This window comes from Streptomyces sp. NPDC097129, from assembly GCF_055668065.1.
Genome location: NZ_JBVOQE010000001.1, coordinates 296,604 through 320,464 on the forward strand (window position 1 = coordinate 296,604; position 23,861 = coordinate 320,464).

Annotated in this window: 22 protein-coding genes and 1 riboswitch; of the genes, 5 read left to right on the forward strand and 17 right to left on the reverse strand. The window is 72.0% G+C overall.

The features are described from left to right. Window positions 1–6: 6 nt before the first annotated feature. The 6 genes from AC0B9F_RS01350 to AC0B9F_RS01375 all read right to left on the reverse strand — a co-directional run bounded on the left by AC0B9F_RS01350 (window position 7) and on the right by AC0B9F_RS01375 (window position 5,103). Window positions 7–753: an endonuclease/exonuclease/phosphatase family protein gene (locus AC0B9F_RS01350; RefSeq protein WP_471998150.1), complete on the reverse strand. Its 747-nt coding sequence runs from the start codon at window positions 751–753 to the stop codon at window positions 7–9. A 127-nt stretch (window positions 754–880) separates the two neighbouring features. After that, a complete protein-coding gene (locus AC0B9F_RS01355) occupies window positions 881–1,834 on the reverse strand; it encodes an ROK family glucokinase (RefSeq protein WP_471998151.1) in 954 nt (317 codons plus the stop codon). Between the two features lie 107 nt (window positions 1,835–1,941). Then, window positions 1,942–2,433: a DUF5304 domain-containing protein gene (locus AC0B9F_RS01360; RefSeq protein ID WP_471998152.1), complete on the reverse strand. Its 492-nt coding sequence runs from the start codon at window positions 2,431–2,433 to the stop codon at window positions 1,942–1,944. A gap of 57 nt (window positions 2,434–2,490) precedes the next feature. Beyond that, window positions 2,491–3,663: an ArsA family ATPase gene (locus AC0B9F_RS01365; protein ID WP_471998153.1), complete on the reverse strand. Its 1,173-nt coding sequence runs from the start codon at window positions 3,661–3,663 to the stop codon at window positions 2,491–2,493. A gap of 72 nt (window positions 3,664–3,735) precedes the next feature. Further along, window positions 3,736–4,176, reverse strand: coding sequence for an SRPBCC family protein (locus AC0B9F_RS01370; protein WP_471998154.1), 441 nt, complete (start codon window positions 4,174–4,176; stop codon window positions 3,736–3,738). 129 nt (window positions 4,177–4,305) lie between these two features. Beyond that, complete coding sequence (locus AC0B9F_RS01375; RefSeq protein WP_471998155.1) at window positions 4,306–5,103, reverse strand: metallophosphoesterase family protein; 798 nt, start codon at window positions 5,101–5,103, stop codon at window positions 4,306–4,308. 317 nt (window positions 5,104–5,420) lie between these two features. On the opposite strand from AC0B9F_RS01375, the gene AC0B9F_RS01380 reads away from it, so the two are divergent. Continuing rightward, a complete protein-coding gene (locus AC0B9F_RS01380) occupies window positions 5,421–7,217 on the forward strand; it encodes an AMP-dependent synthetase/ligase (protein ID WP_471998156.1) in 1,797 nt (598 codons plus the stop codon). Between the two features lie 64 nt (window positions 7,218–7,281). Here AC0B9F_RS01380 and AC0B9F_RS01385 read toward each other — a convergent pair whose 3' ends face one another. Then, window positions 7,282–8,424, reverse strand: a complete 1,143-nt coding sequence (locus AC0B9F_RS01385; protein ID WP_471998157.1) for a glycosyltransferase family 4 protein — start codon at window positions 8,422–8,424, stop codon at window positions 7,282–7,284. 96 nt (window positions 8,425–8,520) lie between these two features. Between AC0B9F_RS01385 and AC0B9F_RS01390 the strand changes: the two genes are divergently transcribed. Both AC0B9F_RS01390 and AC0B9F_RS01395 read left to right on the forward strand, forming a co-directional pair. Then, complete coding sequence (locus tag AC0B9F_RS01390; protein WP_471998158.1) at window positions 8,521–9,768, forward strand: glycosyltransferase 87 family protein; 1,248 nt, start codon at window positions 8,521–8,523, stop codon at window positions 9,766–9,768. A 97-nt stretch (window positions 9,769–9,865) separates the two neighbouring features. After that, a complete protein-coding gene (locus tag AC0B9F_RS01395) occupies window positions 9,866–10,396 on the forward strand; it encodes a PadR family transcriptional regulator (RefSeq protein ID WP_471998159.1) in 531 nt (176 codons plus the stop codon). A gap of 194 nt (window positions 10,397–10,590) precedes the next feature. Here the strand turns inward: AC0B9F_RS01395 and AC0B9F_RS01400 are convergent, their stop codons facing one another. The 5 genes from AC0B9F_RS01400 to AC0B9F_RS01420 form a co-directional block, all read right to left on the reverse strand. Continuing rightward, on the reverse strand, window positions 10,591–11,784 hold the full coding sequence (locus tag AC0B9F_RS01400) for a hypothetical protein (protein WP_471998160.1): 1,194 nt from the start codon (window positions 11,782–11,784) through the stop codon (window positions 10,591–10,593). 29 nt (window positions 11,785–11,813) lie between these two features. Then, window positions 11,814–12,839, reverse strand: a complete 1,026-nt coding sequence (locus AC0B9F_RS01405; RefSeq protein WP_471998161.1) for a C40 family peptidase — start codon at window positions 12,837–12,839, stop codon at window positions 11,814–11,816. A 274-nt stretch (window positions 12,840–13,113) separates the two neighbouring features. Beyond that, the gene (locus AC0B9F_RS01410; RefSeq protein ID WP_471998162.1) at window positions 13,114–14,148 is read right to left on the reverse strand and encodes a C40 family peptidase; all 1,035 of its coding nucleotides are present in this window, start codon (window positions 14,146–14,148) and stop codon (window positions 13,114–13,116) included. Window positions 14,149–14,359: 211 nt separating this feature from the next. After that, window positions 14,360–15,703 carry an NYN domain-containing protein gene (locus AC0B9F_RS01415; RefSeq protein WP_471998163.1) on the reverse strand — a complete coding sequence of 448 codons (1,344 nt, stop codon included), beginning with the start codon at window positions 15,701–15,703 and terminating at the stop codon, window positions 14,360–14,362. 58 nt (window positions 15,704–15,761) lie between these two features. Then, complete coding sequence (locus AC0B9F_RS01420) at window positions 15,762–16,001, reverse strand: hypothetical protein (RefSeq protein WP_471998164.1); 240 nt, start codon at window positions 15,999–16,001, stop codon at window positions 15,762–15,764. Window positions 16,002–16,157: 156 nt separating this feature from the next. On the opposite strand from AC0B9F_RS01420, the gene AC0B9F_RS01425 reads away from it, so the two are divergent. Together AC0B9F_RS01425 and AC0B9F_RS01430 are read left to right on the forward strand one after the other, a co-directional pair. After that, a complete protein-coding gene (locus tag AC0B9F_RS01425) occupies window positions 16,158–16,901 on the forward strand; it encodes a rhomboid family intramembrane serine protease (protein WP_471998165.1) in 744 nt (247 codons plus the stop codon). After that, window positions 16,898–17,179, forward strand: a complete 282-nt coding sequence (locus AC0B9F_RS01430; protein WP_100572304.1) for an Lrp/AsnC family transcriptional regulator — start codon at window positions 16,898–16,900, stop codon at window positions 17,177–17,179. Before AC0B9F_RS01425 ends, AC0B9F_RS01430 begins: the two co-directional genes overlap by 4 nt. 72 nt (window positions 17,180–17,251) lie before the next feature. Here the strand turns inward: AC0B9F_RS01430 and AC0B9F_RS01435 are convergent, their stop codons facing one another. The 5 genes from AC0B9F_RS01435 to qcrC form a co-directional block, all read right to left on the reverse strand. Then, window positions 17,252–18,613, reverse strand: coding sequence for an aminotransferase class V-fold PLP-dependent enzyme (locus AC0B9F_RS01435; protein ID WP_471998166.1), 1,362 nt, complete (start codon window positions 18,611–18,613; stop codon window positions 17,252–17,254). Between the two features lie 141 nt (window positions 18,614–18,754). After that, a riboswitch (SAM riboswitch) is annotated at window positions 18,755–18,871 on the reverse strand. Window positions 18,872–18,946: 75 nt separating this feature from the next. Further along, window positions 18,947–20,011, reverse strand: coding sequence for an anthranilate phosphoribosyltransferase (gene trpD / locus AC0B9F_RS01440; RefSeq protein WP_471998167.1), 1,065 nt, complete (start codon window positions 20,009–20,011; stop codon window positions 18,947–18,949). A 351-nt stretch (window positions 20,012–20,362) separates the two neighbouring features. Beyond that, window positions 20,363–22,000 (reverse strand): cytochrome bc1 complex cytochrome b subunit, encoded by a 1,638-nt coding sequence (gene qcrB / locus AC0B9F_RS01445; protein ID WP_471998168.1) that lies wholly within the window; start codon window positions 21,998–22,000, stop codon window positions 20,363–20,365. Beyond that, window positions 21,997–23,052 (reverse strand): cytochrome bc1 complex Rieske iron-sulfur subunit, encoded by a 1,056-nt coding sequence (gene qcrA / locus AC0B9F_RS01450; protein WP_471998169.1) that lies wholly within the window; start codon window positions 23,050–23,052, stop codon window positions 21,997–21,999. The genes qcrB and qcrA overlap by 4 nt, the downstream gene beginning before the upstream one ends. Continuing rightward, the gene (gene qcrC / locus AC0B9F_RS01455; protein ID WP_471998170.1) at window positions 23,049–23,861 is read right to left on the reverse strand and encodes a cytochrome bc1 complex diheme cytochrome c subunit; all 813 of its coding nucleotides are present in this window, start codon (window positions 23,859–23,861) and stop codon (window positions 23,049–23,051) included. The genes qcrA and qcrC overlap by 4 nt, the downstream gene beginning before the upstream one ends.

The window sequence follows — 23,861 nt, forward strand, 5'->3', positions numbered from 1 at the left end:
GGCCTCCTACGGCGCGGGGATCTTGAGGGCGGCCAGGACCGGAAGGTGGTCGGTGGCCGCCCTCAGGTCTGCCTCCGTGATGCCCGGGGCGCCGGCGGGCACGCCGCAGCCGAGCACCTCGATGCCCTTCGTGGCGAAGATCGCGTCGATGCGCTGGTAGGGGTCGGCGGAGGTCCAGGTGTTCTCGCCGCCCCAGGGCGCCACCGCGCGGCAGTCCCGCACGGTCTCGGTGATACGGCGGAAGGCGGGGCCGTCGGGGCGTTCGTTGACGTCGCCGCCGACCACGATGTGCTCCACGTCCAGCGCCTCGAGCCGGTCCAGGAGCAGCCCGGCCTGGGTGTGACGCTCGTCGTCGTCCAGGGACAGGTGGCAGCTGACCACGCCGAGCCGGACGCCCCCGAAGCGGACCACGGCCGTGGCCAGACCCCGGCGGTGCAGGGGCGGGGCGTGCGGCAGCAGGACGTCCTCGGTGTGTTCGACGGTGGCGCGCAGGTTGCTCAGGATGGCCGGTCCCGTGGTCGTGGCGCCGCCGGTGACCATGACGAGGTCCGCCGCGTGCGCGAGCCGGGCGAGCTTCTTGCGCCAGCGGAAGAAGCGGGGGGCCTCCTGGATCAGGACCAGGTCGGGGGCGCAGGCGCGGATGACGCGGGCCAGGGCGTCGGTGTCGTCCCGCATCGAGCGGATGTTGTAGTTCAGGACGCGGACCGTGGCGGAACCGTCGGGTTCCGTGCGGGAGTTGGGGAGCGGCTCCATGTGGATCAATGTACGCCCAACAGCTCGGGGCGCGGGGTTCGTGCGCGACTGCCGGTCCGTCGTGGCTTGTCGCGCCGTTTCCCGCGCCCCTGAGTCGGACGGCCCGCCGTATGCCGCCTCGTCAACGTCACATGATCGGGTCGGGCTCGCGGGCCAGGTCCGCCGCGCCCACCAGGCCCGCCTCGTTGCCCAGTTCCGCGGCGCGGACCTCGGCGACGGGGCGCCAGTTGCCGCCGACCAGCCAGCGCTTGTACGACTTACGGATCGGGTCGAGCACGAGTTCGCCCTCGTCCGACAGGCCGCCGCCGACGATGAAGGCGGACGGGTCGAAGAGGGAGGCGAGGTCGGCGAGTCCGGCGCCGACCCAGCGGGCCAGCTCGCGGTAGGAGTCGACGGCGACCTTGTCGCCCTGGCGGGCGGCCACCGAGATGTGCTTGCCCTCGATGCCGCCGGGCGAGCCGTCGCCGAGGCCGAGCAGGATCTCGGCGCGCTCCGGGGTGGCGTTGGCGCGCTGCCGGGCGTAGCGCACGAGGGCGCGGCCGGAGGCGTACTGCTCCCAGCAGCCCTGCGAGCCGCAGCCGCACAGCAGGCCGTCCGGCACCATGCGGATGTGGCCGAACTCGGCGGCCACGCCGAAGTGACCGCGGCGCAGCTTGTTGCCGATGATGATGCCGCCGCCGAGGCCGGTGCCGAGCGTGATGCAGATGACGTTGCGGTGGCCCTTGCCCGCGCCGAACTTGTACTCGCCCCACGCGGCGGCGTTGGCGTCGTTCTCCACGACGACCGGGAGGCCGGTGCGCGCCTCGACCTTCTCCTTCAGCGGCTCGTTGCGCCAGTCGATGTTGGGCGCGAAGTAGACCGTCGAGCGCTGCCGGTTGACGTATCCGGCGGCACCGATGCCCACACCGACGATCTCGTGCCCGGCGCGTGCGCCCTCCACCGCCGAGGCGATGGCGTCGATGATGGCCTCGGGCGTGGTGGGGGTCGGCACCTTGAAGGTCGAGAGGATGTTGCCTTCCTCGTCGACCACGCCGGCCGCGATCTTCGTGCCGCCGATGTCGACGCCGATGGTGAGTCCCATGAATCCCTCAGTTTCGGTCGAGCCCCGCTACGGCCCACGGTACCCGAGGCGTTTGCCCTCGGGTCGCCGTCGTCCGTCCGGTGGACCCGGCGCCCACGGGGTGTGGCTCAGTCGAGGTCGATGCGCTGCCCGGGGCCGTCGTCGCCGCCGCGCCGCCGCAGGTCGTCGTCCAGGCCGCTCGTGCCGGCCGTCCAGCGCTTCTCCTGGGCCTGGACGGCGGAGCGGTAGGCGGCGAGCAGCTCGTTGCCGGCGGCGGCGAGGTGGTCGAAGACGTCCGGGTTGCGTTCGATGACCGGCTCGACGGCGGCCTTGGCCTGCTCGACGACTTGCCGCACCACCTGCTGCGCGGCCGGTCCGGCGACCGAGCCGAGCAGTGGTGACTGGATGCCGGTGAGCTTTTCGGCGACCGAGTCGACGAGCTTCTTCAGCTCCTCGGCGGCCGAGCCGGGCGGCGGGCCGTTCTGCGGACGCCGGCGGGCCTTCTCCGCCGCCAGGTCCTCGGCGCAGGCGGTGGCCCAGGCGTCGGCGTCGGCGGCGCGGGGCTCCTCGCCGGCACTTCGCTGCTCACCGGCGCCGGACGGGGGGTGCTCTTCGCTCATGACCCACTCCTGACTACGGCTGGTCCTTACGACGTTACCCGAACGGCGGTACGCGGTTCACCGCTCGCGGGGCCACAGCGCGGGGTCGGGCACGAACCGGACGCACAGCTCGCCGTCGCGCAGGGCTGCGCCGTCGACGGCGCAGCGGCGCAGGGCGGAGGGCAGCGGGACGATCCGGCGGAAGGGGCCCGCGCTGATGACGAGTTCGTCGCCGCGCCGCACGAGGTCGAGTTCCTCGCGTACGGCGCCGGGCAGGGGGAGGTGCCAGACGAGGACGCCGTCGTCGGCGAGGTGGTCGGTGAGCGGCCACTCGACGGGAGCGGGCGCCGGGTTGACGCCCGGTGCCGCGAGGGCGGTGAGGTCGTCGGCGCCGCGCGGGTCACGGCCCAGGTGGGCGACCTCCCGCACCGGGCCGTAGCTCTCCCGCCACTCCTCCAGGGCCTTGCGCTGCTGGGCGACGGGGCCCGTGAGCCAGGAGCCGGCGGCGTCCTCGGGCAGGACGCGGTTGGCGACCGCCGACTCCACGGGCAGGGCGCGCAGGGCGAGCCCCAGGGCGGCGGTGCGCAGGGCGTCGGTGCCGGCCGGGCCGGGTTCGGCGACGAGGCGTACGGCGGTGTGCCGGTCGGCGAGGACGGCCTCGACCGCCGCCAGCTCGGTGTCCCAGCGGCCGGCGGTGTCGTACAGCCACTCCGCGGGCATCGGTACGCCGGCGAGGCGGCCGAGGACCGGGCGCAGCGCGCGGGCGGCCTGCCGCTCCGGCGGGAGCAGGCGGCGCAGATAGCGGCGCAGTTCCTCGGGGAGGGCGAGCAGGGCGAGGGCCTGCGGGGTGGGCGGCAGGTCGACGACGAGCAGGTCGTGGTTCTCGGCGAGGGCGGCGTCGCGCAGGGCGCGCAGCAGGGTGAGTTCCTCGGCGCCGGGCAGCGGGGTGACCTCTTCGGGGTCCAGGCGGGAGGCGCCGAGCAGGTCGAGGATGTTCGCGGCGCGGTCCTGGAAGGCGGTGAGGTCGTCACGGAAGCCGGCGGCGGCGTCGGGACGCCAGGCGGTGAGCTGCGGCGCCACCTGCCGGGGGGTCTCTGCGGTGGCGGTGCCGAGGGCCGCGCCGAGGGTGTCGGTGCGGTCGGCGCTCAGGACGAGGGTGCGGGTGCCCTCCCGGGCTGCGGCGAGTGCGGTGGCAGCGGCGACAGTCGTACGGCCACTGCCACCGGGACCGGTGATCAAGAGGGTGCGCATGAGGGTGAACGGTACCCGTGCCCGTGGGCAGGCCGGATGCGCCGCGTGACCGCGGCCTCTCCGCCGGGAGAGCTACTGCCCGGACTCGACCCGCTTCTTCAGCCCGGCCAGGGCCCGGTCGATGATGACCTTCTCGGCCTTGCGCTTGATCATGCCGAGCATGGGGATCTTGACGTCGACCGTCAGCGAGTACGTGACCTCGGTCGACCCCGTGCCCACCGGCTTCAGCAGGTAGGAGCCGTCCAGCGACCGCAGCATCTGCGACTTCACCAGCGTCCAGGAGACCTGGTCGCCCCCGGTCCAGGTGTAGGCCAGTGTCTGGTCGTCCTTGATCGCACCCGCGTCCATGACGAGCCGCACCTGCTCCGCGCGGCCCGCCTCGTCGGTCTTGAGGACGTCCGCCTCCTTCACCTCGCCGGTCCAGTCGGGATAGCGGGCGAAGTCGGCGATGACCGCCATGACGTCGGCCGGTGCCGCCTCGATCACGATGCTCGAGCTGGTGTGTTCCGCCATCGCCGTGGCTCCTCCAGATGCGGGCCGGTTGGGAGAGGTAACAGGTGAGGTAAGAGGTGAGGTGACAGGTGCGGTGTGTGGTGCGGTGTGAAGGCTACCGCGCCCGCGACCAGCCGCCTTCACCGCCGGTCACCACTCCAGTGCCCACGGCTCGCCCGTCCCCGCGAAGTGCCCGACGTTCACGCACTCGGTGGCGCCGATTCGCATCCGCTTCACCAGCGGCTGGTGCACGTGCCCGAACAGCGCGTACCGCGGCCGGGTGCGCCTGATCGCCGCCAGCAGCGCGCGGCTGCCGCGCTCGAAACGGCGCGCGACGGTGTCGTAGACCAGCTCCGGGACCTCGGGCGGGATGTGCGTGCACAGCACGTCGACCTCGCCGACCGCCTCGATCTTCGCCGCGTACTCCTCGTCGGAGATCTCGTACGGCGTGCGCATCGGCGTGCGCAGCCCGCCGCCGACGAAACCGAAGGTCCAGCCGCCGATCTCCACGCGCTCGCCGTCCAGGACGGTGGTGCCGGGGCCGGCGTACTCCTTCCACAGCGCCGGCATGTCGACGTTGCCGTACGTGGCGTACGTCGGGGTGGGGAACGCCGCGAACAGCTCCGCGTACTGCCGCCGCACCGCCTGCTCGATCACCGCGGCCCGCTCGCCCTCGATGCCCGCCCACAGCCGGGCGCCCAGCTCGCCGGCCTCCTTGAAGCGGCGTGCGGTGCGCAGCGCGACGAGGCGGTCGGCGTTCTCCGTCCCGAACAGGTCGGGGAAGATGCCGCGGGAGTGGTCGGCGTAGTCGAGGAAGAGGACGAGATCACCCAGGCAGACCAGGGCGTCGGCGCCGTCGCCGGCCCGGGCCAGGTCACGGACGTTGCCGTGCACGTCACTGACCACATGAACACGTGTCCTGCCCCTGCGGGCCGGTGTGGATGACATGGCGATCAAGCGTAGGCGCAGCGGTGCACCTGTGAACAGTGGCAGCCGGACCTGCGGTTACTGGCTAGTCAGGAAAGCCGTGGACTACTGTGCGCGAAGGAACACCAATCTGTGTGACGCAGCGAACATCTCGCCGGGACCCCCTGTCGAAGAAGCCATACCGGCGGGTAACGTCCGGGCAGTCCAGTCGTGCTCAGGATTTCAACCAGTGGGCTCCCCATCCTCCTGGCGTCCTCCCGAGCACCTGCCCGAGCCTTGGACCGGACCGTCGCATCACACAACGTCGTGGCGCCGGCGCCCTATGAGGAGCAGCAGTCTTGCGCGAGTTCAGCCTTCCGGCTTTGTACGAGGTCCCTGCGGACGGCAACCTGACCGACATCGTCCGCAGAAACGCCGCGCAGCACCCGGACGTCGCCGTCATCGCCCGTAAGGTCGCGGGGTCCTGGCAGGACGTGACGGCCACCCGGTTCCTGGCCGAGGTGCACGCCGCCGCCAAGGGCCTGATCGCCTCCGGTGTGCAGCCCGGCGACCGGGTGGGCCTGATGTCCCGCACCCGCTACGAGTGGACGCTGCTGGACTTCGCGATCTGGAGCGCGGGCGCGGTCACCGTGCCGGTGTACGAGACCAGCTCCCCCGAGCAGGTGCAGTGGATCCTGTCCGACTCGGGCGCCACCGCCTGCGTCACCGAGCTGGACACCCACACCGCGACCGTGGAGTCGGTGCGCGAGCGGCTGCCCGCCCTCAAGCACGTCTGGCAGATCGAGGCGGGCGCCCTCGAGGAGCTGGGCCGGGTCGGCCGGGACGTCTCCGACGAGACCGTGGAGGAGCGCGGATCGCTCGCCCGGGCCGACGACCCGGCGACCATCGTCTACACCTCCGGCACCACCGGCCGTCCCAAGGGCTGTGTGCTCACCCACCGCAGCTTCTTCGCCGAGTGCGGCAACATCGTCGAGCGGCTGCGCCCGCTGTTCCGCACCGGTGAGTGTTCGGTCCTGCTGTTCCTCCCGCTCGCGCACGTCTTCGGCCGGCTGGTGCAGATCGCCCCGATGATGGCGCCGATCAAACTGGGCTGTGTCCCGGACATCAAGCACCTCACCGACGAGCTGGCCGCCTTCCGGCCGACGCTGGTCCTGGGCGTGCCGCGCGTGTTCGAGAAGGTGTACAACTCGGCGCGCGCCAAGGCGCAGGCCGACGGCAAGGGCGCGATCTTCGACAAGGCCGCGGACACCGCGATCGCCTTCAGCAAGGCGCTGGACTCCCCCTCGGGCCCGTCCCTCGGTCTGAAGGTCAAGCACAAGGTCTTCGACAAGCTGGTCTACAGCAAGCTGCGCGCGGTCCTCGGCGGCCGCGGCGAGTACGCCATCTCCGGCGGCGCCCCGCTCGGCGAGCGCCTCGGCCACTTCTTCCGCGGCATCGGCTTCACGGTGCTGGAGGGCTACGGCCTGACCGAGTCCTGCGCGGCGACCGCGTTCAACCCGTGGGACCGGCAGAAGATCGGTACGGTCGGCCAGCCGCTGCCCGGTTCGGTGGTCCGCATCGCCGACGACGGCGAGGTGCTGCTGCACGGCGAGCACCTGTTCAAGGAGTACTGGAACAACCCGGGCGCGACCGCCGAGGCGCTGGCCGACGGCTGGTTCCACACCGGTGACATCGGCACCCTCGACGAGGACGGCTACCTCCGCATCACCGGGCGCAAGAAGGAGATCATCGTCACGGCGGGCGGCAAGAACGTCGCACCGGCCGTGATCGAGGACCGGATCCGGGCGCACGCGCTGGTCGCGGAGTGCATGGTGGTGGGCGACGGGCGGCCGTTCGTGGGCGCGCTGGTCACCATCGACGAGGAGTTCCTCGGCCGCTGGGCGGCGGAGCACGGCAAGCCGGCCGGCGCCACGGTGGCGTCGCTGCGGGACGACGCGGATCTGCTGGCCGCGGTCCAGTCGGCGGTCGACGACGGCAACGCGGCGGTGTCCAAGGCGGAGTCGGTGCGCAAGTTCCGGATCCTGGGCGCGCAGTTCACGGAGGAGTCCGGCCATCTGACCCCGTCGCTGAAGCTGAAGCGGAACGTGGTGGCGAAGGACTACGCGGACGAGATCGAGGCGATCTACGCGAAGTAGACCTACGACGACGCATGGCGCGGCACCCTGGCACAGGGGCCGCGCCATGGGCGTGTCCGGTCGGCTACAGCAGCTCCTTGAGGTGCTCCGCCAGCAGGTCCCAGCGCCACTTCTCCTCGACCCACTGCCGGCCCCGCTCGCCCATCCGGCGGCGCAGTTCCGCGTCGCCGAGCAGGGCGACGATCCGTTCGGCGGCCTCGTCGGGCGAGCCGCCGCGCACCACCCAGCCGGTCTCGCCGTCGAGGACCGCGTCGGGCGCCCCGCCGGAGTCTCCGGCCACCACGGGCAGTCCGGTCGCGGAGGCCTCCAGATAGACGATACCGAGGCCCTCGACGTCGAGCCCGCCGCGCCGCGTCCGGCACGGCATCGCGAACACGTCCCCGGCGCCGAAGTGGGCGGGCAGGTCGGACCAGGGCACCGCGCCGGTGAAGCGCACCGAGCCGGCGACGCCGCTGTCGGCGGCGAGGCGGCGCAGGTCCTTCTCGTACGGCCCGCCGCCGACGATCAGCAGCACCGCGTCCGGCTCGGCGGCCAGGATGCGCGGCATGGCCTGGATGAGCGTGTCCTGCCCCTTGCGCGGCACCAGCCGTGAGACGCACACGACGACGGGCCGGTCGGTCAGCCCGAGCCGGGCGCGCACCTGGTCGCCGCCCGACGCGGGGTGGAAGGTCTTCTCGTCGACGCCGGGCGGCAGTTGCACCATGCGCGCGGCCGCCTCGGGGGTGAGCGCGCCCGCGATCCGCGAGCGCGTGTACTCGCCGAGGTAGGTGATCGTGTCGGTGCCCTCACCGATCCGGCGCAGCAGTTGCCGTGCGGCGGGCAACTGGGCCCAGCCGGCCTCGTGCCCGTGGGTGGTGGCGACCAGCCGCCGCGCGCCGGCCCTGCGCAGCGCCGGCGCCATCAGCCCGAGCGGCGCGGCCGCCCCGAACCACACCGACGTGCACCCGTGCTCGCGCAGCAGCCCCACCGCCCGCCGGGTCACCCCGGGCGTGGGCAGCAGCATCGTCGTGGAGTCGCGTACGACGGTGAAGGGCTGCTCGGCGTCGAAGGCGGCGGTCGCCTCGGCCCCCTCCCGGCCGCGCTTCCAGGTGGAGGCGTAGACGACGACCCGCTCGGGGTCCAGCCGGAGCGCCATGTTGTGCAGGAAGGCCTGGATGCCGCCCGGCCGGGGCGGGAAGTCGTTCGTCACGATCAGGGTCTTGTGCATCGCCGCCGACCTTACAAGAGCCCCCGTATGTGGCAGGCACACAGCCGCGCACGCCATCATGTCCTTCAGGCAGGTATTCGAACGGACGGGGATCATGTGAAGACGACGGCCGCCAGGTGGTCCCTGACCGGACTGCTCGCCGTGTGGGCGGTGACCCGGCTGTTGCTGCTGCTGTTCGTCTTCCGGGTGTACGTCTTCCCCGGCCCGGACGTCACGAGCGACGTGTGGGTGATCTACCAGGGCTGGTACGACGTCCTGCGCGGCGGAACGTTCCCGCAGCAGGACGTCACCTGGCAGTACCCGCCCGCCGCCGCACTCGCGATCCTCTCCCCCGCCGCGCTGCCCTTCCTCGGCTACGCGCACGGCTTCTTCGTCCTCGCCTTCCTCGCCGACCTGGTGACGCTGGCACTGCTCGTGTACGCGGGCCTGCGCCCCGGCAAGTCGCTGTGGGGTCCCTGGGTGTGGGTGGTCGGCGTCCCGCTGCTCGGCCCGACGGTGTACGCCCGCTACGACGTGATGGTGACCGCCGTGGCGGTGGCCGCGCTGCTCGCGGGCGTGCGGCGGCCGCGGCTGCTGGGGGCGCTGGCCGCCTTCGGGGCGATGCTGAAGGTCTGGCCCGCGCTGCTCCTGGTCGGCGTGTGGGGCGCGGCCAGGCGCCGGGCGTGGACGACGGCCGTGGCGACCGCGGCGGTGCTGGCGGCCGTCTTCGCGCTCTGGATGCCCGGCGCCTTCGCCTTCCTGACTGCCCAGCGGGACCGGGGCACCGAGGTGGAGTCCCTCGGCTCGACGGTCTTCCATGTGGCCCGGCACTTCGGCTGGAGCGGGCAGGTGCTGCTGAACTACGGCTCGGTGGAGTTCCTCGGGCCGTACGTCCAGGTCGTCAGCACGGCGGCGCTGGCGCTGACCGGGGCGGTGTTCGCCTGGCTGCTGCTGTGGCGGGTGCTGGCGTCCCGGTTCGCACCGAACTCCCTGGCCGACGCGGCGTTCACCGCCGTGCTGCTGTTCACCACGACCAGCCGGGTGATCAGCCCGCAGTACCTGGTGTGGCTGGTGGGTCTGGCGGCGGTCTGCCTGTGCTTCCGCTCCACCCGGATGCGGTGGCCGGCGGCGCTCGTGCTGGCGGCGACCCTGTTCACGGTCCTGGAGTTCCCGGTCCACTTCGGGAACGTGGTCGCGAGCGACAACCTGGGCATGACGCTGCTGTTCGTCCGCAACGGCCTGCTGGTCGCCGCCACGGCCACCGCCGCCGTCCTGCTGTGGCGCTCGACGGTCCCCCCGGCCCCGCGCAAGGCGGTCACCGCGCAGGAGGCGGCCGACCCGGACAAGGCCCCGGTCGCCTCCTGAGCCGCGGAGCGACAGCAGCGCCCTCGCCGAGTACCTCGGAACGAGATAGCTCGGTCAGAGCTACGATGGCGCGCGGGACGACCCGCAAGGAGGCCGCGTGCTCGAGCTGTCCATCCTGGGCTTTCTCGCCGAGGAGCCCTTGCACGGGTACGAGCTGAAGGAGCGCATCAAGGCGCTCAGCGGTCACGTCCGCCCGGTGAGCGACGGCGCGCTGTACCCGGCGATCACCCGCCTGGTCAACGCGGGCCTGCTCAGCTGGCACACCGAGCAGGGCGCGAGCGCGGCCCCCCGCCGGGTGCTGTCCCTCACCGAGGCCGGCCGCGCGGACCTGCTGGAGCGCCTGCGGCGGCCGAAGCAGGTGGAGATCACCGACCAGGTCCGCTTCCACGTGGTCCTGGCGTTCCTGCGGCACCTGCCGGACCGCCGGGAGCAGGCGGCCGTCCTGCGCCGGCGCCTGGAGTTCCTCCGGACGCCGTCGAGCTTCTTCTACCGGGACGGCGTCCCGGTGCGCGCGGAGGAGGCCGGCGACCTGTTCCGCCAGGGGATGCTGCGCGTGGCCCGGGCGGCCGGCAAGGCGGAGCGGGCCTGGCTGACTGAGGCGATCGACCAGCTGGAACAGCCGGGCTGACCACCGGGCCGACCATCAGCCCGGCTGACCACCGGGCCGACCAGCTGGACAGCCCGGCCGGCCCCCCGGCCGACGCACTGAAATAGCCCGGCCGGCCTGCTGGCCAACCCGCTGGAGCCACCCGGCCGGCCGGCCCCCGGCCCCGCCCGCCCGGCCCCGGCCCGGCCGCCTTCGCCCCGCCCCGGCCCCCTCCCTCAGCCCAGCTGTACCCGCAGATAGTCCCGCCACTGTGCCGTGAAGTCCGGCAGGGTGACGCCGAGCGTCGTCCGCATCGCGTCCTCCACCGCCCCGGCCCGCTCCCCGTGCTCGCCCACCGCGCGGTAGAACGCCCGCAGCCGCGCCTCACCCCACCGCTCGGCGATCATCCGGCAGGCCAGCCAGCCGCTCTCGTACGCCCGCGCCAGCCGCCCGGCGTCCCCGGAGAAGCCGAAGTCCGCATCGCCGGGCAGCGCGGCCGGCACCTCGCCGTCGGCCACGGCCCGCTGAAGCTCCGGAGCGGCCTGCGCGGCGGTGCGCCCGCTGCCGCGGTAGCCGATCCAGTCGGCGTACCCCTCCGACAGCCACAGCGGGGTGGCGGCGTCGGTGGCGCGCCGGGTGGCGACGTGGGTGGTCTCGTGCGTGAGGACCACCTGCCGGCCGAGCGAGCCGAGCATGCCGTAGGCGTCGGGGTTGACGATGACCCGGTCGGCGGCCGCCTTGGCCGGCGCCCCGGTCTCGCCGGTGGTGACCGCGGCGATCCCGCGATAGGAGGAGGCGGGCGAGCCGAGCAGCCGCGCCATCGCGTCCAGCGACTTCGGCACCAGCACCACGATCCGGCCGGGCCAGTTCGCGCCCCAGGCGTCGGTCACCGCGGGCACCGCCCGGTCGGCGAGCGAGGCGTAGGCGCGCAGCTGCCCGTCGGACTGGCCGACGCCCAGCACGAGGCTGTACCGCCCGCGCACGACCCGCACCGCGCCCTGGTCCCACAGCTGGTCGGCGGAGTTCGGCGCGGGCCGGTCGGCGGCGACCGACCACCGGCCGTCCGGGGAACGGGTGAGCGTCAGCGTGCGTCCCGCAGCGACCGGGGCCTGGTCGTACCCCCGCACCCGGTAGCGCAGCTCGGCGTCCACGGTCGCGGTGTCACCACTGCGGCGCACCCCGTTGACCCGGTACGACCACGACGTGAGCGGCACCGCCCGCACCTCGGCGAACCCGGCCCGCGTCCCCGTGGTGCCGTAGCCCGCCGCGTCGTGCCGCAGCACCGCCTCGGCCCGCCGGTCGAGCAGACGCTGCACGTCGGCCCGCACACCGTCGGCTCCGGTCTGCCCGCCGCACCCCACGAGGGGCACGAGCAGCAGGCACACCGAGACGAGAACCGACACCCCCGACGCACGCCCTCGACCAGCCACCTTCCCGAGGGTACGGGGACAGGGCCCGGTCAGACCCTGGTCACCGACGAGATCGGCATCATGCCGACCGGGTCGTAGCGCACCGGGGCGCCCGGATAGGGGGCGTGGATGACCCGGCCGTTCCCGACGTACATCCCGACGTGGCTGGCGTCGGAGCGGTAGACGACCAGGTCGCCGGGGCGGGCCTGGGAGAGCGGCACCTGCCGGCCGGCGAAGCGCTGCTCCTGCGAGGTGCGCGGCAGATGCACCCCTGCCCGCGCGTACGCCCACTGCATCAGGCCCGAGCAGTCGAACCCGGAGGGCCCGTTGGCGCCCCACACGTACGGCCTGCCGAGGGCCGCGCGGGCGGCGGCGAGCGCGGCGGCGGCCCGCCCGGAGGCCGGCACGGCGCCGCCGAGGCCGGGCAGGTCGGTGCGGCCGGAGCGCGAGGTGCGCTGGTAGGCGGCGCGTTCGGCGTCCGGCAGGGAGTTGAGCAGCTGGCGCGCCTTGGCGAGCTTGTGCTCGACGGTCTTCTTGTGCCGGGCCACGGCCGCGCGGCTGCGCTCGAGTTCGGCCAGCTGCCGGGTCGCCTCGGCGCGTTCCTGGGCGAGTTCGCGCAGGGCGCCCTGCAGCTCGTGCAGCTGCCCGGCCTGGTGCGCGGTGATCCGGTCGAGCACGGAGGCCTTGTCCAGGTAGTCGTCGGGGTCGGCGGAGAACAGCAGCGCGACGGCCGGGTCGAGGCCGCCGGAGCGGTACTGGGCTCCGGCCAGCGCGCCCAGCGCCTCCCGCATGGTGTTGACCTTCTCCTGCTGACGGGCGATCAGGTCCTGGCTGTCGCTCACCTGCCGGTGCAGCGTGTCGGCGCGCTCGTCGGCCTTGTTGTACGCCTCGGTGGCCTTCTCGGCCTCCTCGTACAGGCGGTCGACCTCGGCCCGGGCGTCGCCCTGCGGCGCGGCTACGGCGGAGCCGGCCGGTACGGCGCCGAGGGCGGCGGCCGCGACGGACAGCGCACTGAGGGCGGCGCACGCGCCCCGGTCGAACCCGGAGTGCGCGAGGCGACGGCGATGGGAACCCACGGGTGGCCGCGCTCCTTCCACTGGGGAACAGGACTGCTCCCCGCGGCGCCGGGAACACCGTGAACGGCGCGGGCCGGGGGAAACGCGGCAGACAGTAGCCCCGTCACGGGCCGGCGGCCAAAGACCGCCGCGGGCACGCACGGTGACGCCCCGCCGCTGACGCAGGTCATCGGCGGGGCGTGGGGTCATTTCCCGTCGCCAGGATTCGCCCGTTCGGGCGGCACGGCGTGTTGATCTGGTCGAGGCCGGGGTGTCCCGGCGCGGCCCGCGAGGGTCAGATCCGCACGCCGAACTGGAAGGGCATGTTGTTGATCGACTCGTAGCGCACGACGGTGCCGGTGCGCGGGGCGTGCAGCACCTGGCCGTTGCCCGCGTACAGGCCGACGTGGTGCAGGTCGCCGTAGAAGAGCACCAGGTCGCCGACCTGGAGGTCGCTCATGGAGTAGATGCGCGTGCCGGCGTTGGCCTGAGCCTGCGAGGTGCGCGGGATGGAGACGCCGGCCTGGGCGTAGGCCCAGGAGGTCAGGCCCGAGCAGTCGAAGGAGGACGGGCCGGTGGCGCCGTAGACGTACGGCGAGCCGAGCCGGGACTGGGCGGCGGAGAACGCGGCGGCGGCGCGGCCGGAGGCGGCCTTGGTGTTGCCGAGGTCGACGCGCTCGCTCGCGGAGCGGCTGGCGCGGGCGTCCTCGGCGGCCATGGCGGCCTTCTCGGCGGCCGTCAGGGAGTTGAGCAGCTTCTGCGCCTCGGCGAGCTTGCCCTGGACTTCCTTCTTCTTCTTGCCCAGCTCGGTGCGGGTGGCGGAGAGGTCCTTGAGCTTGCCGGCGGCCTCGGAACGCTCCTGGGCGAGCTGGCGCTGCTTCTCCTGGATCTTCTTCAGCGCCGCGACCTGCTGACCGCTCAACTGGTCGAGCGTGGAGGCCTTGTCGAGGTAGGAGTCCGGGTCGGCGGAGAGGAACAGCTGCACGGAGGAGTCGATGCTGCCCGTGCGGTACTGGGCGGCGGCCGCCTGGCCTATGCCGTCACGCAGCTCGTTGAGCTCTTCCTGGCCGCGCGCCACGTTGTCCTGGATGGTGGAGATCTCCTTCTGGAGCGTCTCCTGCTTCTCCTTGGCGCCGTTGTACTGCTCGGTGGCCTGCTCGGCCTCCTCGTAGAGCTTGTCGACCTTGGCCTTGACCTCGTCCTTGCTCGGCTTCTCGCTGGGCGCGGCGCTGGCCGCCTGGGCGCTGATGGCGACGGCAGCGGCGGCTGCGGTGGTCAGCACGGTCACACGTGCACGGCTCGGCTGCTTGGGTCGACGGTGGGACGCCACGGAGGCGAACTCCTTCTTGTGAGTAATCACCCGTTCGGAGGTTCGAAGGCAGACCCTAGTGACCTGGTTGTGATGAGTTCAAATCCTCACAGCAAAAAAACCGGTCACGCCATGCATTCTTTGCACACAACTCACCAGCAGTGACATGGGATTGACCGTCTGTTGATCGTCACGGGCGCCAATTCGGGCATTGGACCCGTGCGTTCATCTTCTAGGACAGTCGCTTCAGGAGTACCGCAGAAGCCACCGGCCGGGCACCGGCCCGCGCGACGCCGTCGGCCACCTCGCGGTCGGTGGAGGCGACGATGACCGGACGGCCCGGCGGTTCGGCGCGCACCAGCTGGCGGATCAGCTCGTCCGCCGTCACGCCCGGCTTGGAGAACAGCACCCGCACCCCGCGCGGCGGCGCCAGCAGCACCGGCGCGGCCAGCTCGGCCCCGTCGAAGACGCAGGTGACCTCTGCGCCGGTCTGCGCGGCGAGCGCGGACAGCTGCCCGAGGAGCCGCAGGCGCTGCTTCTCCAGCGGCATCTGCGGATAGCCGGTCTTGGTGACGTTGTAGCCGTCGACGACCAGGTGCGCCTGCGGCAGCGCGAGCAACTGGTCGAGGATCGCCGGATCGTTCTCGGACAGCGCGCGCGCCGCGATGTCCTTCGGCGTCATCCGTCCCGGCTCGACGGCGTCCACGGTCTCGGCCGGGCGCACGGACACCGGCGGCAGGGCGAGTTCGCGCCGCAGGCCCTGGGTGGCGTCCAGCAGGGTGTCCAGCAGCAGCCGGACCCGCATGTCCTCCACGCTGCGGCCCTCGCGCGCCGCGCGGCGGGTGGCCTCCAGGGCGGCCTCCGCCTCGCTCAGACGCGCCTTGAGCCGCCGTGACTCGCTCTCCGCCGCGGACACCTGCGCCTGCGCCTCGGCGCGCGCGGCGTCGGTCTCGGCCTGCGTCTTGCGCAGGGCCGCCTCGCCGCGCTTGACGTCGCTGAGGGCGGCGCGCAGCTTGCGATGGAGCGTTTCCGCTTCCTTCTTCGTGCGGTCCAGCTCGGTGCGCAGGCGCTCGGTCTCGGCCCGGGTGTGTTCCTTCGTCTGCGCGAGCAGCTCGCGCAGCCGCTCCAGCTCGGCGCGGTTCTCCTCGTCGGCGCGCTCGGCGTGGGCGCGCTGCGCCTCCTCGCCGGCCGCGGTGACCAGCTTGACCCAGCCCGCGGGGCGCAGAACATAGGCCGCGGCCGCCACGTCGTGCGGGTCCGCGGCCGGGGGCGGGGAGCCGGAGTCCAGGGCGCCGGCCAGTTCCGGCTGCGCTTCTCTGAACTTCTCGCCGATCCGCTGCCGGAACAGCGCATCGGTCTCCAGCGCGGCCGCCATCGCGTTCCCGGCGAACTTGGCCCGCCGGTTCGGCGCGAACCGTGCGTACTGCCGAAGCTGTGCGGGCAGTTCGCCGACGGTCAGCCCGCCGAAGCCGTCCGCGACGATCTGGACGACCTTGCGGCGCACACCGTCGGGCAGCGGACGGTCGAGCACCTCAGCGGCGCCGTCGCCCGGCCCCCCGCCTGTGGTCTCCACCATCCGTCACTCCTGTACCTGTCGTACGTGTTTCCCTGTCGGCCGTGAGGGGGCGCTCGGCTCAGGACTCGGCCGCGGGCCGGTCCACGAGCTCCACCTGGTCCACGGCGTTGCACCAGCGGCAGCGCACCGACTCGATGGTCTCACTGAGCACCTCGCGCTCCTCGACCTTCGGCTCGCCCGCGAGATCGAGGTGGACGTACTCGACGACCTTCGACGAGCGGGTCACGTCGAAGCGGGTGAGGTTGCCGCAGAGCGCGCAGCGCCACCGCGTCGTGGCGGTCGGCAGGGGAACCGTCATCGTGACTGTTCGCTTTCTTCCAGTGTCCGTGACGCGCCGGGCTCCCCGGTGCGTGTGGCACGTAACCCTAAGGCCTTGCGGTCACCGGCCGCTGGTCCGTCCACGGCGGCGAGGCGGCCTCGTCCGATACGTCCCGTTACGTCATGCTCTGTAGACATGATCGGCAACTGGACGACCGCGGTCGGCACGGCGCGAAGGACCCTGCGGCGCACCTCCGCCCCGGTGACGTACGCACTGATCGCCGTGTGCTGCCTGATCTTCCTGCTGGGCCCGGCGGCGGGGGTGAATCCGGCCTACGGCCACGGCGACGAGCTGCTCGCCGCCCAGCGCGCATACTTCCGGCGCTGGGGAGTGGTCCCGGCCGACCTCTTCCACGGCTCCCCCGGCGCGGCCCTGACGCCCGTGACGGCCCTGTTCGTGCACGGCAGCTGGGTGCATCTGCTCGGCAACATGCTCTTCCTCTACGTCTTCGGAGCGATGACCGAGGAACGCATGGGCCGCGTCCGGTTCGTCGTCTTCTACGTCGGCTGCGGATATCTGGCCCTCCTGGGATACGCCGCCGCCCACGCCGCGTCCGAGCAGTCGCTGGTCGGCGCCTCGGGGGCGATCTCAGCGGTCCTCGGCGCGTTTCTCTCCCTGTTTCCCCGCGCCCGCGTGACCAGTCTCCTGCCGTTCCTGTTCTTCCTGCCGCTGCGCTTCCCGGCGTGGGTCGTCCTGCCGTTCTGGGCGGCGCTGCAGTGGCTGGCGGCGGGGCGCGCCGCGCAGGGGCCGGGGGTGGCGTATCTGGCGCATCTGGTCGGCTTCGGGCTGGGGTTCGTGGTCGCGTGGGTGGTCGTCCGCCGTGGGACTAGAGTGAAACCCGCCCCTGCTCCGGCCCCCGAGGGAGAGAACCAGCCGTGATCACCGCGATCGTCCTCATCAAGACCAGCGTGGACCGGATCCCCGAGATCGCCGAGCAGATCGCCTCGCTGGACTCGGTGAGCGAGGTCTTCTCCGTCACTGGGACGTACGACCTGATCGCCATGGTGCGGGTGCGGCAGCACGAGGACCTGGCGGAGGTCATCCCGGGGCGGATCAGCAAGATCCCCGGCGTGGAGGGCACGGACACGCACGTGGCGTTCCGCACGTACTCCCAGCACGACCTGGAGGCGGCGTTCGCCATCGGTCTGGACTCCTGACCGAGGGAACACCGCCTCCCCGGGCGCTTCACGGCCTCGGACCGCGCCTCGGACCGCGCCTCGTCCCGCTCCTCAGACCGCGGGGACGCAGCGGCCGTCCTCCGTGCGGTAGGTCCACTTCGCGCCCTGCGTGACCAGTTCCTTCACCGCCGTGACGAAACGCTCCACGTGCTCGTCGGGGGTGCCCGCGCCGAAGCTGACGCGGATGGCGTTGAGGGACTTCTCGCCCGGCGCCGCCTCGGGGGCGCCGCACTCGCCCTGGGTCTGGGGGTCGCTGCCGAGCAGGGTGCGCACCAGCGGGTGGGCGCAGAAGAGGCCGTCGCGGACGCCGATGCCGTACTCGGCGGACAGGGCCGCGGCGAAGTGGGAGCTGTTCCAGCCCTCGACGACGAACGAGATCACGCCGACCCGGGGGGCGTCGTCGCCGAAGAGGGAGAGGATCCTCACCTCGGGCACGTCGGCCAGGCCCTCGCGGACCGTGGTGATCAGGTGCTGCTCGCGGGCGACCAGGGTGTCCCAGCCGGCCTCGGTCAGCGCCTTGCAGGCGGAGGCGATGGAGTAGGCGCCGATCACGTTCGGGGAGCCGGCCTCGTGGCGGGCGGCGCTGTCGTGCCACTCCACGTCCACTCCCCCGTCCTCGCGCCGGGCGACCTTGCGGCTGGCGCCGCCGCCGGCGAGGTAGGGGTCGGCGGCCTGGAGCCAGTCGGCGCGGCCGGCCAGGACGCCGGAGCCGAACGGTGCGTACAGCTTGTGGCCGGAGAAGGCGACCCAGTCGACGTCGAGGTCGCGCACGCTCACCGGGTGGTGCGGGGCGAGCTGGGCGGCGTCCAGGACGATCCGGGCGCCGTGGGCGTGCGCGGCGGCCGCCAGTTCGCGCACCGGCCACAGCTCGCCGGTGACGTTGGAGGCGCCGGTGACGCAGACCAGGGCCGGGCCGTGAGGGTCGCGGTCGGCGAGGGCGCGCTCCAGGGTCCGAACGGCCTGCTGCGGGGTGCGCGGGGCGTTGAGGTAGCTGACCTTCGCGTGCTGCCAGGGCAGCAGCGAGGCGTGGTGCTCGGTCTCGAAGACGAAGACCTGGCAGTCGGCCGGGATCGCCCGGGCCAGCAGGTTGAGCGAGTCGGTCGTGGAGCGGGTGAAGACGACCTGGTCGCCCTCGCGGCAGTCGAGGAACTCCTCGACCGCGCGGCGGGCGTTCTCGAACAGGTCGGTGGACAGCTGGGACAGATACCCGGCACCGCGGTGCACACTGCCGTAGTACGGCGCGTACGCGGCCACGTCGTCCCAGACGCGCTGCAGTGCGGGGGCGCTGGCGGCGTAGTCGAGGGCGGCGTAGGTGACCTCGCCGCCGGTGACGAGCGGGACGGTGACATCCCGGCCCAGAACGGACAGCGGGGCACAAACGGACTGGGCGGAGGCAGCGGTGGAGACAGACATGGCGGAACTCCCGTGAGGGTGCGCGGCAGAGCGCGGGAAAGTGAAGGAAAAAGGGTGCGCGGAGGCGGGGCTCGGCGGCCCTATCGCATTCGCTTGCTCACGGAAGACTCCTCGACGACCAGGACCCCTGGGTTCGCGAGGGGTCCGCGCTTGCCGCAGACCTTGCTGACTGCGGCCTGGTCTTCACCCGGGGCACCCCGCCACGGACGGAGGGTTGCCGGACAGTCGGCCGGGGCCTCATGACTGTCACTCATGACCTGGTTCAGGAACCTAACGGAAGTGATCGCCGCCCCGCAACCCGGGTCCGCATCGCGGGACGGCCACCGGCCGGCGTCAGGAGTTGCTGGCCGCCACCCAGCGGTCCAGGGTGCGCTTGGCCGAGCCCGAGTCGATGGACAGGGCCGCCTTCGCCATGGCGGCGCGGATCTGCTCGGTCAGGGGGGCGTCGGTCGGCGCGAGGGCGACCAGCGCGGCCGCGGAGTTCAGCACGACGGCGTCCCGGACGGCCCCGGGCTCTCCGTCCAGCATGCGGCGGGCCACCTCGGCGTTGTAGGAGGCGTCGGCGCCGCGCAGGGCCTCCACGGGGGCCAGGTCGATGCCGACGTCGCGCGGGTCGAAGGTCTCCTCGGTGACCTTGCCGTCGCGGACGACCCAGACCCGGGACGTGGAGGTGATCGTCAGCTCGTCCAGGCCGTCGTCGCCGCGGAAGACCAGGGAGGAGTTGCCGCGCTCGGCGAAGACGCCGGCGACGATGGGCGCCATCCTGGCGTCGGCGACGCCGACGGCCTGCGCGCGCACCTTCGCCGGGTTGGTCAGCGGGCCGAGCACGTTGAAGGTGGTGCGGATGCCCAACTGGCCGCGTGCGGCGGCCACATGGCGCAGCGCGGGGTGGAACTTCACCGCGAAGCAGAAGGTGATGCCGGCCTCCTCCGCCACCTGGGGCACCCGGTGCAGCGGCAGGTTGAGGTTGACGCCGAGCTTCTCCAGCACGTCGGAGGCGCCGGAGGCCGAGGAGGCGGCCCGGTTCCCGTGCTTGACCACCTTCGCGCCCGTGCCGGCCACGACGATGGAGGACATCGTGGAGATGTTCACCGTCTTGGCGCCGTCGCCGCCGGTGCCGACGATGTCGACGGTGGGGCCGGGCACCTCGATGACGTTGGCGTGGTCGTACATCGCCCGGACGAGACCGGTGATCTCCTCGACCGTCTCACCCTTGGCGCGCAGCGCGACCGCGAAGCCGGCGATCTGCGCGTCGGTGGCCTCGCCGCGCATGATCTGGTCCATCGCCCAGGCGGTGTCCTCGGCGCTCTGGTCGCGGCCCTCCAGCAGACCGTTCAGCACGCGCGGCCAGGAACGGCCCGCCGCGGTGTCGCCTCCAGCGGGGGTCACAGCGCTCATCAGCCGCTCCTGGTCGTCGTACGCATCGAATGACACCTCCACCCTATCCAGCCCCGCACACGGCGAAGGGCCCCGTCCGAACACCGGACGGGGCCCTGCCCACGCACGACAAGCCCCCGGGCCGCCCGAGCCGGGACGCCGGGAGCCCCGCGGCCCCGCGACCTCGCCCGGCCTACGAGCCCGCGGCCGCTCCCGCTCGGCCCCCGTCACCGGGCCAGCGCCTCGCGGAACAGCCGTCGGCGGACCACCGTTCCACCGAGCGGCCGGCCCGAAGGCCGACCGCACACGGCCGAAGGGCCCCGTCCGAACAGCGGACGGGGCCCTTCGGCCGTGGCGTGGCTGACGCAGCGATCAGTGGTGGCCGTGGCCGCTCGTGATCTCCCTGTACTCCTCGGCGGTCGGCTTCGGAATCTGCGACTCCTCGCCGAAGTACGCCTCGCTGAGCTTGGCGCGCAGCTTCTCGCCGCCCTTCACCTTGCGCTCGACACCGTTCTCGTCGACCGTGGGGCCGATCTCGAGCGGCTGGTACTGCTCGTGCGCGGTGAGGGTGTGCAGCGCCTCCTGGCTGAGCTGCTCGTGGACCTCGATGAACTCACCGTGCGGCAGGCGCTTGATGGTGCCGGTCTCGCGACCGTGCAGCACCTTCTCCTTGTCCCGGCGCTGCAGGCCGAGGCAGATCCGCTTGGTGATCAGGAACGCGAGGACCGGTCCGACGAAGACGAAGATCCGCACGAACCAGGTGACCGCGTTGATCGACAGGTGGAAGTGCGTGGCCCACAGGTCGTTGCCGCCACCGATCAGCAGGGTCAGGTACACCGTCATCCAGGCGACGCCGAGACCCGTGCGCGTCGGGGCGTTGCGCGGGCGGTCCAGGATGTGGTGCTCGCGCTTGTCGCCGGTGACCCAGGACTCGATGAACGGGTAGACCGCGATCGCCACCAGGACCAGCGGGAAGATCACCAGCGGGATGAACACACCGAGGACCAGCGTGTGACCCCAGAAGTTGATCTCCCAGCCCGGCATGAAGCGGATCAGGCCCTCGGAGAAGCCCATGTACCAGTCGGGCTGGGCGCCCGTGGACACCTGGTCCGGCCGGTAGGGGCCCATGGCCCAGATCGGGTTGATCTGCGCGACCGCGGAGATGACCGCGATGACACCGAAGACCAGGAAGAAGAAGCCGCCCGCCTTCGCCATGTACACCGGAAGCAGCGGCATGCCGACGACGTTCTTGTTCGTCTTGCCGGGACCCGCGAACTGGGTGTGCTTGTGGTAGAAGACCAGGATCAGGTGGGCCACCATCAGGCCCAGCATGATGCCCGGCAGCAGCAGGATGTGGATCGAGTAGAAGCGGGCCACGAAGTCGCCGCCCGGGAACTCGCCGCCGAAGAGGAAGAACGACAGGTACGTGCCGACGATCGGCACGGACAGGATCGCGCCCTCCATGAAGCGGACACCGGTGCCGGAGAGCAGGTCGTCCGGGAGCGAGTAACCGGTGAAGCCGGTGAACATGCCCAGGACGAACAGCAGGAAGCCGAACAGCCAGTTGATCTCACGCGGCTTGCGGAACGCGCCCGTGAAGAACACGCGCATCATGTGCACGAACATGCCCGCGAGGAAGATCAGCGCGGCCCAGTGGTGGATCTGCCGGATGAGCAGACCACCGCGCACGTCGAAGGAGATGTGCAGGGTCGACCGGAACGCCTCGGACATCATCTGTCCCTGGAGCGGGACATACGTGCCGTGGTACTCGACCTCGTTCATCGACGGGTGGAAGAACAGCGTCAGATAGACGCCCGTCAAGATGATGATGAGGAAGCTGTACATGCACACTTCGCCCAGCATGAACGACCAGTGGTCGGGGAAGATCTTGCGCATGTTCGACTTGGCGAGGGAGTAGATCCCCAGCCGGCCGTCGGCCCAGTCGGCGACGCGCTCGCCGGCCGGCGCCTTCCCGCGAGAGCGGGGTGCTTGGTTCGCTGCAGTACTCATCCGCGCTCCCAGAAAGCAGGACCGACGGGCTCTTCGAAGTCGCCGAGCGCCTCGAGGTAGCCCTCGTCGTTCACACCGATGCGCAGCTGCGGCAGGGCGTGACCGGCGGGACCGAAGATCACACGGGCACCGTCGGACAGGTCGAAGGTGGACTGGTGGCAGGGGCACAGCACGTGGTGCGTCTGCTGCTCGTACAGCGAGATCGGGCAACCGACGTGGGTGCAGATCTTGGAGTACGCCACGATGCCCTCGTGCGACCACTGGAGCTCGCGCTTGTCCTTGATGTTCTCCGGCTGGAGCCGGACGATCATCAGGGCCGCCTTGGCGATCTGGGTCTGGAAGTCCTCGTCGTGCTCCTCCAGGCCCTCGGGCTTGGCGAAGGTGAGCGAACCGACCGCGACGTCCTCGGGACGCAGCGGCTCGTTCGTGTTCATGTTGACGAGGAGCTTGCCCTTGGACCACAGCGTGTGCCGCAGGCTCGTCCCGGGCAGCGGACCGAGGTCACGCAGCAGGAACAGACCCGACAGCGGGACCAGGGTCAGCGCACCGAACATCGTGTTGCGGATCAGCTTGCGCCGGCCGATCGCCGACTCCTTGGCGCCCTGGCGGAAGTCCGCGTGGACCTTCGCCCGGACCTCCGGGGAGGCCTCGATCGGGTGACGCTCGTCGGCCACCTCCACGTCGGACATCAGGGTGCGGGCCCAGTGGACCGCGCCCGCGCCGATGCAGAACAGCGCCGTGCCGAGGGTCAGACCCAGCGCGAAGTTCATCGCGCTGAGGTGGCCGATCGGGAAGACGAAGATCGACTTGTGGTGCGGGATCGTCACGTACGAGGCGATGAAGCCGAGGGTGGCCAGCATCGACACCGTGAACAGCAGGGCCACCATCCGCTCGGACCGCTTGGCGGCCCGCTCGTCGATGTCCTGGATCCGGTGCTCGTGGGGCGGCAGACCGGGGTCGGCGAACGGGTTCTCGTCCGCGACGCCTACCGCGCCGTGCGCGTGGTCCTGCTCTGCGGGCAGGTTCTCTTCTGGAATGTCTTGGCTACTCATGACTTCTTGGCCTTTGCGGTCCGAGCGGCGACCCAGACGGCGACCGCGATCAGGGCGCCGAGGCCGAAGATCCAGGCGAACAGACCCTCGGTGACCGGCCCGAGGCCGCCCAGCTCGAGACCGCCCGGGTTCTCCGTCTCATCGCTGTTGACCGCGTGCAGGTACGCGATGATGTCCTTCTTGTTCTGCTCCGACATGGTGGTGTCGGGGAACGACGGCATGTTCTGCGGGCCCGTCTGCATGGCCTCGTAGATGTGCTTGGGATCCACACCCTCGAGCGTCGGGGCGTACTTGCCGTTCGTCAGCGCGCCGCCCTTGCCGGTGAAGTTGTGGCACTGCGCGCAGTTGGTGCGGAACAGCTCGCCACCCTTGGCGAGGTCCGCCCCTTCCGGGCCGTACTGCTGCTTCGTCGGGACGGCCGGGCCGGCGCCGAGCGAGGCCACGTAGGCCGCGAGCTGATCGATCTGCGCCTGCGTGTAGATGTTCTTCTTACGCGGGATCTGGGCCATCTGCGAGCTGGAGGCCGGCATACGGCCGGTGCCCACCTGGAAGTCGACCGCGGCGGCGCCCACGCCGACCAGGCTCGGACCGTCGGAGGTGCCCTGACCGCCGGTGCCGTGGCAGCTGGCGCAGCCCACGGTGTAGAGCTTCTTGCCCTCGTCGATGGCGAGGGACTGGGAGGAGTCGTCGGCCTGCGCCTTGCCCGCGGGCGCGAACGCGGCGTACAGACCCCCCGTGGCCGCCAGCGCGAGGAGTAGGACGACGACCGCCGCCAGCGGATGGCGTCGTCGTGCGGAAAGCTTTTTCAC

Coding starts and splice junctions, on each gene's coding strand:
- AC0B9F_RS01350 (WP_471998150.1), bottom strand. CDS start 753: ATGGAGCCGCTCCCCAACTCCCGCACGGAACCCGACGGTTCCGCCACG.
- AC0B9F_RS01355 (WP_471998151.1), bottom strand. CDS start 1,834: ATGGGACTCACCATCGGCGTCGACATCGGCGGCACGAAGATCGCGGCC.
- AC0B9F_RS01360 (WP_471998152.1), bottom strand. CDS start 2,433: ATGAGCGAAGAGCACCCCCCGTCCGGCGCCGGTGAGCAGCGAAGTGCC.
- AC0B9F_RS01365 (WP_471998153.1), bottom strand. CDS start 3,663: ATGCGCACCCTCTTGATCACCGGTCCCGGTGGCAGTGGCCGTACGACT.
- AC0B9F_RS01370 (WP_471998154.1), bottom strand. CDS start 4,176: ATGGCGGAACACACCAGCTCGAGCATCGTGATCGAGGCGGCACCGGCC.
- AC0B9F_RS01375 (WP_471998155.1), bottom strand. CDS start 5,103: ATGTCATCCACACCGGCCCGCAGGGGCAGGACACGTGTTCATGTGGTC.
- AC0B9F_RS01385 (WP_471998157.1), bottom strand. CDS start 8,424: ATGCACAAGACCCTGATCGTGACGAACGACTTCCCGCCCCGGCCGGGC.
- AC0B9F_RS01415 (WP_471998163.1), bottom strand. CDS start 15,703: ATGGTGGAGACCACAGGCGGGGGGCCGGGCGACGGCGCCGCTGAGGTG.
- AC0B9F_RS01420 (WP_471998164.1), bottom strand. CDS start 16,001: ATGACGGTTCCCCTGCCGACCGCCACGACGCGGTGGCGCTGCGCGCTC.
- AC0B9F_RS01425 (WP_471998165.1), top strand. CDS start 16,158: ATGATCGGCAACTGGACGACCGCGGTCGGCACGGCGCGAAGGACCCTG.
- AC0B9F_RS01435 (WP_471998166.1), bottom strand. CDS start 18,613: ATGTCTGTCTCCACCGCTGCCTCCGCCCAGTCCGTTTGTGCCCCGCTG.
- trpD (WP_471998167.1), bottom strand. CDS start 20,011: ATGAGCGCTGTGACCCCCGCTGGAGGCGACACCGCGGCGGGCCGTTCC.
- qcrB (WP_471998168.1), bottom strand. CDS start 22,000: ATGAGTACTGCAGCGAACCAAGCACCCCGCTCTCGCGGGAAGGCGCCG.
- qcrA (WP_471998169.1), bottom strand. CDS start 23,052: ATGAGTAGCCAAGACATTCCAGAAGAGAACCTGCCCGCAGAGCAGGAC.